Source organism: Ideonella sp. (assembly GCF_041914305.1).
Taxonomy (GTDB): Bacteria; Pseudomonadota; Gammaproteobacteria; order Burkholderiales; family Burkholderiaceae_C; genus Ideonella.
Map to the genome: position 1 here is coordinate 306,303 of NZ_JAYSDQ010000005.1, position 17,082 is coordinate 323,384.

The window sequence follows — 17,082 nt, forward strand, 5'->3', positions numbered from 1 at the left end:
CCCGTTTCACCCCCTTGAGTAAACTTTGGCGTTTTCCCTACCTAGCCACCGCCAGATCGCCATGACCACCATCCGCCAGGCCGACCTCGTCGAATCCGTCGCGAGCGCGCTGCAGTACATCAGCTACTACCACCCGGCCGACTACATCGCCCACCTGGCGCGCGCCTACGAGCGCGAGCAAAGCGCGGCGGCCAAGGACGCGATCGCCCAGATTCTGACCAACTCGCGCATGAGCGCCGAGGGCCGTCGCCCGATCTGCCAGGACACCGGCATCGTCAACGTGTTCCTCAAGATCGGCATGGACGTGAAATGGGACGGTTTCACCGGCTCGATCGCGGACGCCATCAACCAAGGCGTGCGCCAGGGCTACCTGAACCCGGACAACGTGCTGCGCGCCTCGGTGCTGGCCGACCCGATCTTCGAGCGCAAGAACACCAAAGACAACACCCCCGCCGTGATCCACATGGAGGTGGTGCCCGGCAACACGGTCGACGTGACCGTTGCGGCCAAGGGTGGCGGCTCGGAGAACAAGTCGAAGATGCAGATGCTCAACCCCAGCGACAGCTTGGTCGACTGGGTGCTGAAGACGGTGCCGACGATGGGTGCCGGCTGGTGCCCGCCGGGCATGCTGGGCATCGGCATCGGCGGCACCGCCGAAAAGGCCGTGCTGATGGCCAAGGAAGCGTTGATGGACGACATCGACATGTACGAGCTGCTGCAGCGCGGCCCCAGCAACAAGCTCGAAGAGCTGCGCATCGAGCTGTACGAGAAGGTCAACGCGCTGGGCATCGGCGCGCAGGGCCTGGGTGGGCTGACCACCGTGCTCGACATCAAGATCAAGACCTTCCCGACGCACGCGGCCTCGTTGCCGGTGGCGATGATCCCGAACTGCGCCGCCACGCGCCATGCCCACTTCGTGCTCGACGGCTCCGGCCCCGCCCACCTCGAAGCGCCCAGCCTGGACCTGTGGCCCGACGTGCATTGGGCGCCCGACTACAACAAGAGCAAGCGCGTCGACCTGAACACGCTGACCAAGGAAGAGGTCGCGAGCTGGAAGCACGGCGACACGATCCTTTTGAACGGCAAGATGCTGACCGGCCGCGACGCCGCGCACAAGCGCATCGCCGACATGCTGGCCAAGGGCGAGAAGCTGCCGGTCGACTTCACCAACCGCGTGATCTACTACGTCGGCCCGGTCGACCCGGTGCGTGACGAGGTCGTCGGCCCCGCCGGCCCGACCACCGCAACGCGGATGGACAAGTTCACCCGCATGATGCTCGAGAAGACCGGCCTGATCGCGATGATCGGCAAGGCCGAGCGCGGCCCGGTCGCGATCGAGGCGATCAAGGACAGCAAGAGCGCCTACCTGATGGCCGTGGGCGGCGCCGCCTACCTCGTCTCGAAGGCGATCAAGGGCGCCAAGGTGGTCGGCTTTGCCGACCTCGGCATGGAAGCGATCTACGAGTTCGACGTGGTCGACATGCCGGTCACCGTGGCCGTGGACGCCAGCGGCGCCAGCGCGCACATCGAAGGCCCGAAGATCTGGCAGAACAAGATCGGCAAGATCCCGGTGGCGGTGGCCTGAACAGGCCCTGATCGCGGGCCAAGCGCCGCCTAAGCGCGGCGCAGCACCCGCTGCGGGAAGGGGATCTCGATCCCCTCCTGCGTCAGGCAGCGCAGGATCGCCATGTTCACGTCCGAGCGCGCGCCGCCGCTGCCGTTCTCGGGGTCGACGATCCAGAAGCTGATGGTCAGCTCCAGGCCGTCGGCGGCGAAAGCCGAGAGCTGCACGGCCGGCTCCGGGTCCTGCATCACCCGTTTGACACTGCGGATCGCCTCGATCATCTTGGGTCGCAGCAGGTCCAGATCAGTGCCGTAGGCCACCTGCACCTGCGTCGTCAGCAGCACCTTCGGGTCGGCAAGCGACGAGTTCTCGACCCGCTGGGTGATCAGCATCTCGTTCGGCACGATCGCCTCGCGCCCGTTCAGCGCGCGGATCACCGTGTAGCGCGTGGCGATGTCGGTGATGCGGCCCTCGAACCCGTCGACGCGCACCATGTCGCCGATGCGCAACGAGCGCTCGGCCAGGATCACGAAACCGCTGACGTAGTTAGCCGCCAGCTTTTGCAGGCCAAAGCCGATGCCCACGCCCACGGCGCCGCCCAGCACCGACAAGGCGGTCAGGTCGATGCCCACCGCCGTCAGCGCCAGCAGCAGGCCGAAGAAGGTCAGCAGCGCGCGCACCGCATTCGCCGCCGCCTTGCGCAGCGACAGCTCTTCGCCATATGCACCGCGCAGCAGCCGGGCCTCGATCGCGGCGGACACCCACAGCACCAGCACCAGCACGAAGCCGGCCGACAACGCGCCCTCGATCAGGTTGCGCACCGAGACCTTCGCGCCGCCGAGCTTCCAGTGGATGTCGTCCAGCTCGTCCAGCACCACCGGCAGCAGGCCGGTGATCCAGCCGACGACGGCCAGCCAAGCCAGCCACGAGATCAGCCGCTCGGCCAGGCGCATCACGCGCGAGTTCGGGAACGCCGCCGTCAGCACCCGTGCCGACAGCCGGATGACCGCGAACGACAGCAAGACCGGGATCACGATCTTGAACAACGCCAGCGGCACGCCCATCGCAGGCATCAGCCGCCGCGCACCGTAGGCCAACGCCAAGGCCAAGGCCGGAAACAGCACGCCGTCGACGATCTGCCGGCCGAACCAGACCGACTGCGGCGGCACTTCGCGCCCGCGCACCAGGCGCACGACCAGCCAGGCCAGCGCCAGGCAGGCCAGCACCACGGCCGCTTCGATCCACGCGCTCGAATGCGACAGCGCCGCGAGCAGCTCGTCCAGCGTGACGGCGGGCAGGATGGATGAGTTGTTCATGCGGCCGATTGTGTCAGCCGCAGCGACTCGTTAGATGACTCAGACGCCAGCCAGCACCCGCAGGTGGGCGGCCACGCTGCGGGCCAGCGCGCTCAGCGCATAGCCCCCCTCCAGGCACGACACGATGCGCCCGTGCGCGTGGCGCTGCGCCAGGTCGACCAGGCGGCGGGTGATCCACTCGTAGTCGGCCTCGACCAGCCCGAGCTGGCCCAGCTCGTCTTCGCGGTGGGCGTCGAAGCCGGCCGAGATGAAGACCATCTGCGGCCTGAACGCCTCCAGCCGCGGCATCCAGTTGGCCTCGATCAGCTCGCGGATCTCGCCGCCCCGCGTGTAGGCCGGCACCGGCAGGTTGACCATGTTGGTGCCCAGCGGCACCCCGCCGGAAAACGGGTAGAGCTGGTCCTGAAAGAAGCTCGCCATCAGCACCCGCTCGTCGTTGGCGATGATGTCTTCGGTGCCGTTGCCGTGGTGCACATCGAAGTCGACGATGGCCACCCGCTGCAGGCCACGCACATCCAGCGCATAGCGCGCGGCGATCGCCACGTTGTTGAAGAAGCAGAAGCCCATCGCGCGCGAGCGCGTGGCGTGGTGCCCCGGCGGGCGGATCGCGCAGAACGCGTTCTCGGCCCGGCCGTCGATCACCGCTTCGGTGGCGGCCACCGCGGCGCCGGCCGCCCGCATGGCCGCCTGCCAGGTGGCCGGGCTCACGGAGGTGTCCGGGTCGACGGAGCGGTGCTCGCCCAGCGCAGCCGCCTGCTCCATGAACTCGGACAGTTCGGCCACATAGCCGGTCGTGTGGGCCAGCGCCAGGTCTTCGTGGCGCACCAGCGGGGCGTCGAAGCGCGTCAGCGCAATGTCCAGCCCGGTGGCCAGCAGATGGTCTTCGATCGCATCCAGCCGCGCGGGGCATTCCGGGTGGCCGCGGCCCATGTCGTGGGCGCGGCAGTCGGGGTGCGAGAAGTAGGCAGTGGTCATCGGAACGAAACCTCAGGTCAGGCGCGATCTTGCGCTATCGTGCCCTCACCATGATGAGCGCCCACCTGCAATCGCGCTTGAGCCAGCTCAAGAATCAGATTAGCACGATCATCGTCGGCAAGGCCGAGCAGATCGACGACAGCATCGCCTGCCTGCTGGCCGGCGGCCACCTGCTGGTCGAAGACGTGCCCGGTGTCGGCAAGACCACGCTGGCGCATGCGCTGGCGGTGTCGCTGGGCCTGCAGTTCGCGCGCGCCCAGTTCACCGCCGACCTGATGCCCAGCGACCTGATCGGTGTGAGCATCTACGAGCGCGCCAAGGAAGAGTTCGTCTTCCACCCCGGGCCGATCTTTGCGCAGGTGCTGCTGGCCGACGAGATCAACCGCGCCGGCCCGAAGACGCAAAGCGCGCTGCTCGAAGCGATGGAAGAACACCAGGTCACCATCGACGGGCAGACCCGCGCCCTGCCCGCGCCGTTCTTCGTCATCGCCACGCAGAACCCGACCGACCAATTGGGCACCTACCCGTTGCCGGAGAGCCAGCTTGACCGCTTCCTGATGTGCATCACGCTCGGCTACCCCGACCGGAAGGCCGAACGCGCGCTGCTGGCCGGCGAAGACCGGCGCGATGCGATCGCCCGGCTCGAGCCCGTCATGAGCCTGCAAGAACTGCAGGCCCTGATGGCCGCGGTGCCCGAGGTCCACGCGTCCGATGCCTTGCTCGACTACCTGCAAGCGCTGATCGCCGCCACCCGGTCGGGCCAGTGGTTTGTCGAAGGCATGTCGCCGCGTGCCGGCATTGCGGTGCTGCGCGTGGCAAAGGCCCGGGCCCTGATGGCCGGGCGTGACCATGTCACGCCCGACGACCTGCAGGCCCTGCTGCCGCAAGCCATCGCGCACCGCCTGATGCCGGTGGCCGGTGCTGGCCGCGGCCGGCGCGAGCAGGTCCGCGCGATGGTCGAGGCGGTGCCCCTGCCGTAATGAGACCCCCACGCTCCCTTCCGGTCGCTGCCCCCCAAGGGGGCCCTTGCAGCGGACCGGCAAAGCCGGATCCGCGCAAGCACCTTGGTTCGAGCGTGACATGTTTGCTCGGCTGAAGCGTGGTTTGGACACCTGGTGGCAAGGCCGGCACCGGCCGGCCGAGCAGTGGCACCTGAGCCAGCGCAACATCTACATCGTGCCAACCCGCGCCGGGCTGTTCTTCGGCGTGACGCTGATGGTGCTGCTGATCGCGTCGATCAACTACCAGTTGAACCTGGGTTATGCGCTGACCTTCCTGCTGGCCGGCAGCGCGCTCGCGTCGATGCACATGACGCACAACAGCCTGCGCGGGCTGACGCTGCATGCGCGGCCGCCCTCGCCTGTTTTCGCCGGCGACCGCGCGACGCTCGAGGTGGTGGTCACGAACCCTGGCGCGGCGCGCCACGGCCTGGGCTTCGGGGTGGTGGTGTCGGGCGCGCCGGCGCAACTGGCGTTCGCCGAGATCGGCGCGGCGGGCCAGTCGCCGGTGGCCATCGGCGTGCTGGCCGACAAGCGCGGCCTGCAGTCGCTGCCACTGCTGAAGATCGAGACGCGCTTCCCGTTCGGGCTGTTCCGCGCCTGGTCGCTGTGGCGGCCCGCCGGCCAGCTGTGCGTCTACCCACGGCCCGAGCAACCCGCCGCAGCCCTGCCCGCGGCAGCGGCAACGGCCGGTGGGCCCGTGCCGGCCCGCGGTGCACAAGGCGGCGAGTTCGACGGCCTGCGCCCCTGGCGGCGCGGTGACACGCTGCGCCAGGTGGCGTGGAAAAAGGTCGCGCGCAGCGGCGAGCTGATCAGCCGCGAGGGCCGCGAATCGGCGCGCCAGGAGCTGTGGCTGGACTGGGCCGCCACCCGCCAGCCCGAAACCGAAGCCCGCCTGTCGCGCCTGGCCGCATGGGTGCTGCTGGCCGAGCGCCAAGGCCTGGCCTATGGCCTGCGGCTGCCGGGGCTGGAGTTGCCGCCCTCCAGCGGTGCCCCGCACCGCCACGCCACCCTGAGCGCACTGGCCGCCTGGCGCTGAAAGACACCGGCGATGAAGCCCTTCGGTTCGACCTGGAGCACCTGGACCGGCAGCACCAGCCGCGATTCGCGCGACACCTTGTTCGTGTTGACGGTGATCGGCTGGACCATCGCGCCGCATGTGCTGCGCCTGACCCCCTGGGTGGGCCTGCTGTGCGCCGCCGTGCTGCTGTGGCGCGGCTCGCTGGCCGTGCGCCAGGCGCCACTGCCCAGCCGCTGGTGGCTGGTCGGCACCTTGTTTCTGGCTGCCGGGCTGACCTACTGGACCGAGCGCACGCTGATCGGCAAGGACGCCGGCGTCACCTTGCTGGTGGTGCTGATGGCCTTGAAGACGCTCGAGCTGCGCGCCCGCCGCGACGCGCTGGTGGTGTTCTTCCTCGGTTTCTTCCTGGTGCTGACGCAGTTTTTGTACTCACAGTCTTTGTGGACGGCGCTGACGATGGGCCTGTCGGTCTGGGGCTGGCTGACGGCGCTGACGCTGGCCCACATGCCGGCCGGCCGGCCGCGGCTGCGCGAAGCCGCCGGCCTGGCGGGGCGCGCGGCGCTGGTCGGCACGCCGGTGATGATCGCGCTGTTCCTGCTGTTCCCGCGCATCGGCCCGCTGTGGGCCATGCCCGGCGCCGGCGCGCACACCGGCCTGTCCGACAACCTGCAACTGGGCGACGTGGCCGAGTTGGCCAACGACGACAGCATCGCCTTTCGCCTGCGCTTCGATGGCCAGCCGCCGCCAGCCGACGCGCTGTACTTTCGCGGCCCGGTGCTGAGCGACTACGACGGCAAGCAATGGCATGTCGACGCCTTCACGCCGCCGGCCCTCGAGGCCCCGGCTTCGGTGGAGCCGACCTACCGCTACGAGATGACGCTCGAGCCGCTGCGCATCCAGTGGCTGCCGCTGCTCGAAGGCACCCGCACGCCCCCCGAGGCCAACCCGCCCCTCGCCGGCATGCCGGCCCAGCCCGACAACAGCGGCCAGTGGCGCTTGCGCCGCCCGTTGACCGAGCGCGTGATCCTGAAGGCCGAGGCCGACCTGCGCGGCCCGTTGGCCACGGGCCTGCGCACGATGGAGCGCCGCTCGCTGCTGGCCTTGCCGCCGAACCGGCACCCACGCACCCGCGCCTGGGCGCTGGCGCTGCGCAACCAGCCCGCGCTGCGCGACGCCGATGCCACCACGCTGGTCAACGCCGTGCTGCAGCACATCAGCCGCGAGCCCTATGTCTACACGCTGGCGCCCGGCACGTACCAAAACGACCCGGTCGACGAGTTCTGGCTCGACCGGCGCGAAGGCTTCTGCGAGCACTACGCGGCCTCGTTCGTCGTGATCATGCGTGCACTGGGCGTGCCGGCCCGCATCGTCACCGGCTACCAGGGCACCGATTTCCTGCCGGTCGACGGCTACTACGCCGTGCGCCAGAGCAATGCCCACGCCTGGACCGAATACTGGCAGGCCGGCCGCGGCTGGGTGCGGGCCGACCCGACCGGTGCGGTCGCGCCCGAGCGCATCCGCCGCGGCCAGGCGCTGGAGGCGCCCCCCGGCTTCATCGCCGGCGCCTTCGAGGCCGTCAGCCCCGACCTGCGGCTGAGCCTGCGCCGCTTTGCCGAGGCCCTGGACAACCGCTGGAACCAGTGGATCCTCGGCTACGGCAAGCGCCAGCAGTTCGACCTGATGGGCCAGCTGGGCATGCAGTCGCCCGACGTGCTGTCGCTGATCCGCGTGCTGGTGGTGTTGGTGGTCGGCGCTGGCCTGGCCGGCGCCGTCTGGGCCTGGTTCGACGCGCGCAAACAAAGCCCGTGGCAAAAGCTGCGCGGCGGCATCACCCGCGAGCTGGCGCGCCTGGGTGTCGAGGCCAAGCCCAGCGACACGCTGACTGCCCTCGCCCAGCGCCTGCGGCAGCAGCGTGGCAACGGGGCCGAGGCCGCGGCGCAGGCGCTGCTCGAGCTCGACCTGCACCGCTACGGCCGGCCCGGCCGCGAAGGCACGCCACCGGGCTGGTGGCGGCAGTTTCGCGAGGCCGTGGCCGCGGCGCGCAACGCACCGCCGCCACCGGCCACGACCAGCGCGCCGCCGATAATCGGGGCATGATTTTTTCGGTTGCGGGCTTGGCCCGTTTTTCTTCGTTCGGCATCGCCCCGGTCCTGCTGGTCATCCAACTCGGCACGGCGCATGCAGCGCCCGCCGCGCGCGCCGACAGTGCGCCCGACGTCGTCACCTACGGCCGGCGCGAAGACCTGGTCGCCTTCGTTCAGCAAGCGGCCGAGCGCCAGGGCTTCGATGCCGATTGGGCGATCGAGCAATTGGCGCAGGCGCGCTACCAGCCGAGCGTGGCCCGCCTGGTGATGCCGCCGCCCACCGGCACGGCCAAGAACTGGGACGCCTACCGCAGCCGCTTCGTCGAGCCGCAGCGCATCCGCGAAGGGCTGCGCTGGTGGCAAGCCAACGAGCGCTGGCTCAACGATGCCGAGGCCCGCTGGGGCGTGCCGCCGGACATGGTGGTGGCCATCGTCGGCGTCGAGACGTTTTACGGCCGCATCATGGGCGGCTTCAAGGTGATCGACGCACTGGCCACCTTGTCGTTCGACTTCCCCACCGGCCGCTCCGATCGCAGCGGCTTCTACCGCAACGAGCTGGAGTCGTTTCTCGCCTGGTGCGCCGCCGAGCAACGCGACCCGCTCGCGGTCAAAGGCTCGTACGCCGGCGCGATGGGCCTGCCGCAGTTCATGCCCAGCACGCTGCAGAAATACGCGATCGACTTCGACGGCGACGGCCGCATCGACCTGGACTCGAACGGCGCCGACGTGGTCGGCAGCGTGGCCCACTACTTCGCGCAGTTCGGCTGGCAGCGCGACATGCCCACGCACTTCGCCGTCACGCCACCGGCCGAGCTGCGCGACCGCGCCTTGATGCTCGCGCCCGACATCGTGCCCAGCTTCAGCGCCCAGCAGTTCGCCGAGCGCGGTGCCAAACTCGACGACGCCGGCCGCGCCCACGACGGCCCGATGGCACTGGTGATGCTGCAAAACGGCGACGCCGAGCCGAGCTACGTGGCCGGCACGCGCAACTTCTATGTCGTCACGCGCTACAACTGGTCCAGCTACTACGCGATGGCGGTGATCGAGCTGGCGCGGGCGCTGCGGCAGATGCGGCCGGCGGGGTCTCAGCAGTTTGTTGACGAACCGCTGAACAGCCCACGCCGATAATCCCGGGCCTCGGCAGCATCGCCGCAATTGAACCAATCCAGGGAGGACCCAATGCACTCGTCCAAATACAGCGTCACTCCAACGCGCATGCTTGCTTGCGCCCTGGCAGTGGGTGCTGCCGGTGTCGCGCACGCCAAGACCATTCGCGTGCCCGCGAACGCACCGACCATCCAGGCTGCGATCGCGGCCGCTCAGAGCGGCGACGAGGTGCTTGTGGCCCCTGGCACCTACTACGAGCGGCTCGACATCTATAACAAGGGCGTCGCGATCACCAGCGAGGCCGGTGCGGAACAGACCATCATCGATGCTCAGGAGCAAGGCTCGGTGATCGTCGTTGGAGCGTACCAGTCCGCCAACTCCCGCGTAACGGGCTTCACATTGCGCAACGGCAAGACAGGCGAATTCGAAGGCGGCGGCGGCATCAGAGTCTATGGCGAAGCAACGGTCGCCATCGAGCGCAACGAAATCGTCCACAACACCGCCGCCTGGGGAAGCGGAATCTTCGCTCAAGACGTGGCCACGGTCTACATCCGTCACAACCACATCGCCTTCAACACCGGCGACAGCATCACGCTCGACTCGACCCCGGGATCGACGACGGTGTCCAACAACACAATCGAACGCAATCAGGGCAGCGGACTCGTGATCAACGACGCTGGTGGCAATGGGGCCATGACGATCACAGCCAATGTGATTCGGTTCAACAACGGGCCCGACGGCGGCGGAGTGCGGATCCATGCCAACTCCCCGGAAGTGGCGAGCTTCGTCAACAACCTCATCTACAAGAACAAGGCAACCAGGGACGGCGGCGGTGTGTACCTGGCTGCCCCAACGGGCGGCGCCGCCACCTTCATCAACAACACGATCGCGGATAACAAGGCAGCAGGCGCCACCGAGCTGTATTTCTGGGGCGATGGCAATCACGTCCAATTCAACAACAACATCCTGCGCTCCTCATCGATCCTTGGCGCCGTTGACTGCAGCAGCGGCAGCCCTCGGTTCGGCTTCAATGACGTGTTTGCGACTCAAGGTGCCGCAGCGACCGGATCCTGTGCCGGCACGGCGACAGGAGGCACGAACTTCTCGGCGGATCCCCTGTTTGCAAGCACGGCGGGCACCAACCCGTACAGCCTGCAAAGCCAATCGCCCTTGATCGATGTGGGCGACAACGCCGCCGTGGCCGACATCAAACGCGACCGGAAAGGCAAACGCCGCGTCGCGGATGGCGGGCATGGCGCCGTCGTCGACCTCGGCGCCTACGAGTACCAGGGGAACTGAGAACTCAGGCCGGCAGCCAGCTGCCGCCAGCGGGCAGCCACTCGCAATCGAAGATCTCGCGGAGTGGTTCGGCCTGAAGGATTTCATCGACCGGCCCGGCGCGCCAGCGGCCGTCGCCCAACAGGGCCAGCACATGCGTCGCGGCGCGCGCCACCCAGTGCATGTCGTGGCTGCTCATCACCAGCGCGCGGCCGGGGCGGCGAGCCACCCAATCGGCCGCCCAACGCGCCACCAAGCCCTGATGCGCGGGGTCTTGAAACGCGATCGGCTCGTCGAGCAGCAGCAAGGGCGCGCCTTGCGCCGCTGCTTGCGCAATGGCCACGCGCTGGCGTTCACCGCCTGACAGCTGCGTCAGCACGCGGTCGCCCAGCTCGGTGATGTCGAGCTGCGCAAGATCGGCGTCCCGCTCGCTCGCGTCACCGGCTTGAACCACCGACAGGTCGAGCAGGCGGCGCACCGGCAGCGCAAACCGGTCGGCCGCTTGCTGCGGCATCCAGGCGCGCAAACATGCGGCCTCTGCGGCAGGCCAGTCGACTTGGTCTCGCTGGCGCCAGATCACCTCGCCGGCGCGGCCGGCCACCGGCAGGCCCGCCAGTGCGCGCAGCAGGCTGCTTTTGCCCACCGCATTGCGGCCGATCAGGCACCAGCGCTCGCCGCCTTGGACCCGCCAGTCGAGTTCACCGACCAACCGGTGCTCACCGGCCCACAGGTCAAGCCGGCGGGTTTCGAGCAGCGCACCGTTCATCGCGTGCCCCGGATCAGCAAGGCGATGAAGCATGGCGCGCCGAGCAGGGCCATCACCGCGCCCACCGGCAACTCCATCGGCGCGGCGGCGATGCGGGCGACCAGATCGGCCCCGACCAGCAGCGTGGCGCCGCCCAGAGCCGACAAGCCCGCCAGCTCACGCGTGTGCTGCACGCCAGCAAGCCGCCAGGCCTGCGGCACCACCAGGCCGACAAAGCCGACCGCCCCGGCCGTGGCGACCGCGAGGCCGACCGCAAGCGAGGCGGCGACCAGCAACTCGAGCCGCAGGCGGCGCACCGGCTCGCCCAGCAGCCCCGCGGCCTCGGCCCCGAGCATCAGGCGGTCCACCGAACGGCCGCGCCACAACAAGCCCAGCAGCAAGACCATCGCCGCGCCCAGCCCCACGCCGTGGTCTTGCGCGGCAGACAAATCACCAACGAGCCAGAAGATGGCGCCGCGCAGGCGTTCGTCGGGCGTCAGCATCAACAGCAAGGTGGCCAGCGCGCCGAACAGGGCCGCCAGCATCGCGCCGACCAGGATGAGGCGCGGCGAGGCGTCGTCGGTCGAGGCCAGCGCCGAGCGGGCCAGCCACAGCAACAGCGCGCCCGCCCCCAGAGCCCCCAAACCCGCCCCGAGCCACAGGCTGGTGCCCAGCAACAGCGCCAGCAAGGCGCCGACCGACGCACCGCCCGAGGTGCCCAGCACATACGGGTCCGCCAGCGGGTTGCGCAGCAGCACCTGCATCATCAAACCGGCCAACGCGAGCAAGGCACCGACCCCCGCGGCCGCCACGACGCGTGGCAGCCGCAGCGCGAGGATCAGTTGGACGTCCCAGCCGCCGCTGCCAGCCGCCAGCGCCACCGCGGCCAGCAGCACGGCGGCACCCAGGGCCACGCTCCAGCGCAGCGGCATCGACGGGTGGCTCAGGGCTTGGCTCAAGGCGTAGGGGGCACTCAGCGGGTGGGCAGCGCATTGTCCATGCCAAGCTGCACGCCCACCGCCGCCGCCCACCGCCGCCGCACAGGGGCAAGCCCGGGCGTGTCGCCGGTAACCCATGCCTACAATTGGGTTTCCCAGTCCCACCCCGAAGGCCCATGTCTCGCCTGCCGGATCTCGCCGAGCGCATCGACCGCCTCGTGCTGCGCCACGAGGAACTCGCCCGCACCAATGCCTTGCTCAACGAGCAACTGCAGAGCGTGACGGCCGAACGCGACAGCCTGAAGTCGCGCCTGGCCGCGGCCCGCTCGCGCATCGACGCGCTGCTCGACCGCCTGCCGATCGAGAAGGCCACACCGGGGTCGGCTGAATGAAGCAACTGGAAGTGACGATCCTGGGCCAGAGCTACCTGCTCGCGTGCCCCGAGGGCGGCGAATCGCTGCTGCACGCCGCGGTCGCCACGGTCGACAGCGAGATGAGCGCCATCCGCGACGCCGGCAAGGTCAAGGCCCGTGAACGCATGGCCGTGCTGGCGGCGCTGAACCTCGCCTACCGCCTGGCCGAGCGCCCGGCAGCACCGCCGTCACGCGCGGCAGCAGATGACACGCCGTTGTCGGACACCGAGGCCGATGCGATGATCAACGGCTTGATCGAGCGGCTCGATGCAACGCTCGGTGACGACGGTCAACTTCTCTGAGACAAAGCTGCGCGGCAAGCCAAGTGTCCTGTCCCGCAAACAGCTGCCATTGCGACGGACCGCAATGGACAAATCTCAATGGCAGTTGTTTGTGGGACAGGGCACTAGCGCCTAGAATCAAACCGTCCACCGCATCCGCGTGGGTTTTATATTTCCTTGAACCGATGCTCTCGCGAGCCGGGGCTTGGAACATTGCCCGGCTGGTGTGATCGTCTCGCGTCAGATGAACCCGACGCCGCGCTGACCTCGCCCACCTGAATCCCTGGGTTCAGGAATGCGGCCCACGGTTTGCGGTGGACACCTTATTCGCCAAGCTGCCAGCGCCCACCCGGGGCGCATTTCTGACGCCCCAGGTGATGCCTCAATACTGGCTGATGAAGAGCGAGCCCGACGAGGCGTCGATCGACCACCTCGCCGCGGCCCCCGACCAGACCCTGCCGTGGACCGGCGTGCGCAACTACCAGGCACGCAACTTCATGCGCGATGTGATGCGCGTCGGCGACGGCGTGCTGTTCTATCACTCGTCGTGCCCCGAGCCCGGTGTGGCCGGCCTGGCCGAAGTGGCCAGCACCGCCTATCCGGACGCGACCCAGTTCGACCCCGACAGCCCCTACTACGACGCCAAGTCCAAGCGTGAAGAGCCACGCTGGCAGCATGTGGATGTCAAGCTCGTCAAGAAGACCCGGTTGTTGCCACTGAAAGAGATGCGTGCGGCGCCGCAACTGGCCGAGATGCGCCTGCTGCAGCCGGGCAATCGCCTGTCGATCACGCCCGTCTCGCCGGCCGAGTGGCGCGCCGTGCTGGCGCTGCTGGGTGAATAGCCGGCCGATGGCGAACGCCCGATGAACTGGCTGGACCTGTTGCCGCCGGCGCTGATCGCCGAGTTGCTGGTGCTGGGCGTGTGCGCCGGTTTCCTGGCCGGCCTGTTCGGCATCGGCGGCGGCATGCTGCTGGTGCCGTTCATGACGCTGATCCTCAGCCACCGCGGCGTCGAGGCCAGCATGGCCGTCAAGATGGCGATTGCCACCTCGATGGCGACGATTCTGTTCACGTCGTTGTCGAGCGTGCGTGCCCACCATAGCCGCGGCGCCGTGCGGTGGTCCATCGTGCGCGGCGTGGCCCCGGGCATTCTCGTGGGCGGGTTGCTCGCGGGCGCCGGTGCGTTCGCGCTGCTCAAGGGCCAGGCGCTGGCGCTGGTCTTCGGCCTGTTCGTCAGCTTCTCGGCCACGCAGATGCTGCGCGGCAAGAAGCCGGCACCGCACCGCCAGATGCCGGGCTGGGCCGGCCAGTCGGCGGCCGGCGCCGGCATCGGCTTCCTGTCGGGCCTGGTGGGTGCGGGCGGTGGTTTCGTCAGCGTGCCTTTCATGACCTGGTGCAATGTGCCGATCCACAACGCGGTTGCCACCAGCGCGGCGTTGGGCGTGCCGGTGGCGGTGGCCAGCACGCTGGGCTACGTGATCGGGGGCTGGAACCTGCCGAGCGCCCTGCCCGGCGCAGTGGGCTACCTGTACCTGCCGGCACTGGTGCTGATTGCGGCGGCCAGCGTGACGATGGCGCCGCTGGGCGCGCGGGCCGCACATGCGATGAACGTGGCGCAACTCAAGCGAGCCTTCGCGGTGCTGCTCTACGGCTTGGCCGTCTACATGCTGTTCAAGGCCTTTGCCGGCTGAGTGGGCATGAACCGTTTCGACGCCGTCATTATCGGCGCCGGCGCCGCCGGGCTTTTCTGTGCTGCGCAGGCCGGCCAGCGTGGGCTGAAGGTGCTGCTGATCGACCACGCGCCCAAGCTGGGCGAGAAGATCCGCATCTCGGGCGGCGGCCGCTGCAACTTCACCAACCGCGAGGCATCGCCGGCGCAGTTCCTGTCCGAGAACCCGCACTTCTGCCGCTCGGCGCTCGCGCGCTACACCGCAGCAGATTTCGTCGCACTGGTGCGCAGGCACGGCATCGCCTTTCACGAGAAGCACAAGGGGCAGCTCTTCTGCGACGACTCGGCCGAGCAGATCATCGTGATGCTGCTGCGCGAATGCGACGAAGGCCGGGTCACGCGTTGGCAGCCTTGCAAGGTCTCGGGCCTGCGGCGCGAGGCGGCCGACTGGGTGGTGGCCACCGACCGCGGCGAGGTGACCACCGCGGCCGTCGTTGTCGCCACCGGCGGCCTGCCGGTGCCCAAGATCGGCGCCACCGATGTCGGGCTGCGCTGGGCCGAGCGTTTTGGCCACCGCATCGTCGAGCCGCGGCCGGCCCTGGTGCCGCTGACCTTCGACGCCGCCGAATGGGCCCCCTTCGTGCCGATGGCCGGCATCGCGCTGCCGGTGGCCATCTCCACCGCCAGCCCGGGGCGCCGCGGGCCGGTGCGCACCGAATTTCTCGAAGACCTGCTGTTCACCCATCGCGGCCTGTCCGGCCCCGCGGTGCTGCAGATCTCCAGCTTCTGGCGCCTGGGCCAGGCCCTGCGGATCAACCTGGCGCCAGGCCACGACCTGGCCGCCGAGCTGGCCCAGGCCAAGGTGCGCTCGCGCCGCCAGCTGGGCAACGAGCTGGCCACCTGGCTGCCGCAGCGCCTGGCCGATGCCTGGCTGGCCAAGCACGGCCCTGCCGCCGACCTGCCGATGCCGCAGCTGCCCGACGCCGCATTGCGCCAGTTGGCCACCAGCCTGCAGCAATGGGAGCTGCAGCCCACCGGCGACGAAGGCTGGCGCAAGGCCGAGGTGATGGCCGGCGGCGTCGACACCCGCGACCTCAGCTCGCAGACGATGGAAAGCAAGCTGCAGCCGGGGCTGTACTTCATCGGCGAGGTGGTCGACGTGACCGGCTGGCTCGGCGGCTACAACTTCCAATGGGCCTGGTCCAGCGCCCACGCCTGCGCCGAGGCACTGGCGGCGCAGCAACAGCCGGCCAGCGCCAATTTGGCAAGCTGACTGTTTTCAGAGTAGAATCACTGTCTTTGCTGGCAAACCGCGTGTCGATCTTGCGAAACTCGAGTTCGATGCGGCCCGCTTGAGCAGGTGAAAACCGGTCTCAAACCCCGCAGCGACGCAAGGCACCGAGCGCATCCATCCCCCGAAGGATTCTTCAGTCAATGACAACCATCCGAGTCAAGGAAAACGAGCCGTTCGACGTGGCGCTGCGCCGTTTCAAGCGCACCATCGAGAAGCTGGGCCTGCTGACCGAACTGCGCGCTCGCGAGTTCTACGAGAAGCCCACCTCCGAGCGCAAGCGCAAGAAGGCCGCTGCCGTGAAGCGCCACTACAAGCGCGTTCGCAGCATGCAGCTGCCGAAGAAGCTGTACTGATTCCGGTACGCTCGCCGCGCGCAAGCGCTGCTCGTTTCGAAGAAGCCCGCGCGGGACGCCGTTGCGGGCTTTTTGTTTTTTGACATTGACGTTGTTCGAGTTTGAAGCTGGGAGACTTTGATGACCCTGAAAGAACGCATCACCGAAGACATGAAGGCCGCCATGCGCGCCAAGGAAGCCGACCGCCTGTCGACGATCCGCATGCTGCTGGCCGCCTGCAAGCAAAAAGAAGTCGATGAACGCATCGAGCTGGACGACGCCACCGTCATCGGCATCGTCGACAAGCTGATCAAGCAGCGCAAGGACTCGATCGCCGCCTTCCAGCAAGCCGGGCGCACCGACCTGGCCGACAAGGAAAGCGCCGAGGTCACCGTGCTGAACGCCTACCTGCCCCAGCGCCTGAGCGCCGACGAGATCAACGCCGAGATCGCGGCGCTGGTGGCCGAACTGGGCGCCGCCGGCCCGGGCGACATGGGCAAGGTGATGGGCGCGGCCAAGGCCAAGCTGGCCGGCAAGGCCGACATGGGCTTGGTCTCGGCCGCGGTCAAGCAGGCCCTGTCCAAGTAACCCGGGAGCGCCCCATGCAATCCTCATTGCCGATTCGCCAGATCGCCGACGACGTCTGCGTTGCCCCGCAACTGACCCCCGAGGCGATGGCCGAGCTGGCGCGGCTGGGCTTTCGCAGCGTCGTGAACAACCGGCCCGATTTCGAGCACGGCCCGGACCAGCCGACCAGCGCCGCGATCGAAGCCGCCGCCCAGGCGGCCGGCCTCGAGTACCGCTTCCTGCCGGTCAACGGCGGCTACCAGTCGCCCGAAGAGATCGCCGCCTTTGCCCGGTTGCTGGCCGAGTTGCCCAAGCCGATGCTGGCCTTTTGCCGCTCGGGCGCACGCTCGACCAAGCTGTTCCTGACCGCCGCGACTCAGGGTTGACCCCGGCGCAGCGATTAAGCGTCCTTTCAGGGCCAAGCTCCTACAGTCGCGCCAACCACTCTGCGCAGGTGCGGGTTACACCGCGCCTGAGGCCCAACCGGCCTCCCGCAGAAT

18 protein-coding genes are annotated in these 17,082 nt (G+C 68.8%); 14 read left to right on the plus strand and 4 right to left on the minus strand.

The window, feature by feature from the left end; translation table 11 throughout:
* The first annotated feature begins 61 nt into the window (after positions 1-61).
* Positions 62-1,585, plus strand: coding sequence for a fumarate hydratase (locus ACE3SG_RS09325; protein ID WP_374564384.1), 1,524 nt, complete (start codon positions 62-64; stop codon positions 1,583-1,585).
* Positions 1,586-1,614: 29 nt separating this feature from the next.
* Here ACE3SG_RS09325 and ACE3SG_RS09330 read toward each other — a convergent pair whose 3' ends face one another.
* Positions 1,615-2,880 carry a mechanosensitive ion channel family protein gene (locus tag ACE3SG_RS09330; RefSeq protein WP_374564386.1) on the minus strand — a complete coding sequence of 422 codons (1,266 nt, stop codon included), beginning with the start codon at positions 2,878-2,880 and terminating at the stop codon, positions 1,615-1,617.
* A gap of 39 nt (positions 2,881-2,919) precedes the next feature.
* Positions 2,920-3,855: a histone deacetylase family protein gene (locus ACE3SG_RS09335; RefSeq protein WP_374564388.1), complete on the minus strand. Its 936-nt coding sequence runs from the start codon at positions 3,853-3,855 to the stop codon at positions 2,920-2,922.
* Between the two features lie 53 nt (positions 3,856-3,908).
* On the opposite strand from ACE3SG_RS09335, the gene ACE3SG_RS09340 reads away from it, so the two are divergent.
* From ACE3SG_RS09340 to ACE3SG_RS09360, 5 genes are all read left to right on the plus strand, one after another.
* A complete protein-coding gene (locus ACE3SG_RS09340) occupies positions 3,909-4,835 on the plus strand; it encodes an AAA family ATPase (RefSeq protein WP_374564486.1) in 927 nt (308 codons plus the stop codon).
* A 100-nt stretch (positions 4,836-4,935) separates the two neighbouring features.
* The gene (locus ACE3SG_RS09345; protein WP_374564390.1) at positions 4,936-5,892 is read left to right on the plus strand and encodes a DUF58 domain-containing protein; all 957 of its coding nucleotides are present in this window, start codon (positions 4,936-4,938) and stop codon (positions 5,890-5,892) included.
* 12 nt (positions 5,893-5,904) lie between these two features.
* Positions 5,905-7,971, plus strand: a complete 2,067-nt coding sequence (locus ACE3SG_RS09350) for a transglutaminaseTgpA domain-containing protein (RefSeq protein ID WP_374564392.1) — start codon at positions 5,905-5,907, stop codon at positions 7,969-7,971.
* Positions 7,968-9,086: a lytic murein transglycosylase B gene (mltB, locus tag ACE3SG_RS09355; RefSeq protein ID WP_374564394.1), complete on the plus strand. Its 1,119-nt coding sequence runs from the start codon at positions 7,968-7,970 to the stop codon at positions 9,084-9,086. Before ACE3SG_RS09350 ends, mltB begins: the two co-directional genes overlap by 4 nt.
* A gap of 51 nt (positions 9,087-9,137) precedes the next feature.
* A complete protein-coding gene (locus ACE3SG_RS09360) occupies positions 9,138-10,364 on the plus strand; it encodes a right-handed parallel beta-helix repeat-containing protein (protein WP_374564396.1) in 1,227 nt (408 codons plus the stop codon).
* A gap of 4 nt (positions 10,365-10,368) precedes the next feature.
* Here the strand turns inward: ACE3SG_RS09360 and ACE3SG_RS09365 are convergent, their stop codons facing one another.
* Together ACE3SG_RS09365 and ACE3SG_RS09370 are read right to left on the minus strand one after the other, a co-directional pair.
* Positions 10,369-11,109 (minus strand): ABC transporter ATP-binding protein, encoded by a 741-nt coding sequence (locus ACE3SG_RS09365; RefSeq protein WP_374564398.1) that lies wholly within the window; start codon positions 11,107-11,109, stop codon positions 10,369-10,371.
* Complete coding sequence (locus ACE3SG_RS09370; RefSeq protein WP_374564400.1) at positions 11,106-12,047, minus strand: FecCD family ABC transporter permease; 942 nt, start codon at positions 12,045-12,047, stop codon at positions 11,106-11,108. Before ACE3SG_RS09370 ends, ACE3SG_RS09365 begins: the two co-directional genes overlap by 4 nt.
* Positions 12,048-12,202: 155 nt before the next feature.
* Between ACE3SG_RS09370 and ACE3SG_RS09375 the strand changes: the two genes are divergently transcribed.
* The 8 genes from ACE3SG_RS09375 to ACE3SG_RS09410 all read left to right on the plus strand — a co-directional run bounded on the left by ACE3SG_RS09375 (position 12,203) and on the right by ACE3SG_RS09410 (position 16,968).
* On the plus strand, positions 12,203-12,418 hold the full coding sequence (locus tag ACE3SG_RS09375) for a DUF904 domain-containing protein (RefSeq protein ID WP_374564402.1): 216 nt from the start codon (positions 12,203-12,205) through the stop codon (positions 12,416-12,418).
* Complete coding sequence (locus tag ACE3SG_RS09380) at positions 12,415-12,741, plus strand: cell division protein ZapA (RefSeq protein ID WP_374564404.1); 327 nt, start codon at positions 12,415-12,417, stop codon at positions 12,739-12,741. Before ACE3SG_RS09375 ends, ACE3SG_RS09380 begins: the two co-directional genes overlap by 4 nt.
* 356 nt (positions 12,742-13,097) lie before the next feature.
* Entirely contained in the window at positions 13,098-13,562 is a 465-nt protein-coding gene (locus ACE3SG_RS09385; protein WP_374564406.1) for an EVE domain-containing protein, read from the plus strand.
* 21 nt (positions 13,563-13,583) lie between these two features.
* Positions 13,584-14,411, plus strand: a complete 828-nt coding sequence (locus tag ACE3SG_RS09390) for a sulfite exporter TauE/SafE family protein (protein WP_374564407.1) — start codon at positions 13,584-13,586, stop codon at positions 14,409-14,411.
* A gap of 6 nt (positions 14,412-14,417) precedes the next feature.
* Positions 14,418-15,662, plus strand: a complete 1,245-nt coding sequence (locus tag ACE3SG_RS09395) for an NAD(P)/FAD-dependent oxidoreductase (RefSeq protein WP_374564409.1) — start codon at positions 14,418-14,420, stop codon at positions 15,660-15,662.
* 161 nt (positions 15,663-15,823) lie between these two features.
* Positions 15,824-16,036 (plus strand): 30S ribosomal protein S21, encoded by a 213-nt coding sequence (gene rpsU / locus ACE3SG_RS09400; RefSeq protein ID WP_009551973.1) that lies wholly within the window; start codon positions 15,824-15,826, stop codon positions 16,034-16,036.
* Positions 16,037-16,156: 120 nt separating this feature from the next.
* Positions 16,157-16,603, plus strand: coding sequence for a GatB/YqeY domain-containing protein (locus ACE3SG_RS09405; RefSeq protein WP_374564412.1), 447 nt, complete (start codon positions 16,157-16,159; stop codon positions 16,601-16,603).
* A 14-nt stretch (positions 16,604-16,617) separates the two neighbouring features.
* Positions 16,618-16,968: a TIGR01244 family sulfur transferase gene (locus tag ACE3SG_RS09410; protein ID WP_374564414.1), complete on the plus strand. Its 351-nt coding sequence runs from the start codon at positions 16,618-16,620 to the stop codon at positions 16,966-16,968.
* Positions 16,969-17,082: the final 114 nt, after the last annotated feature.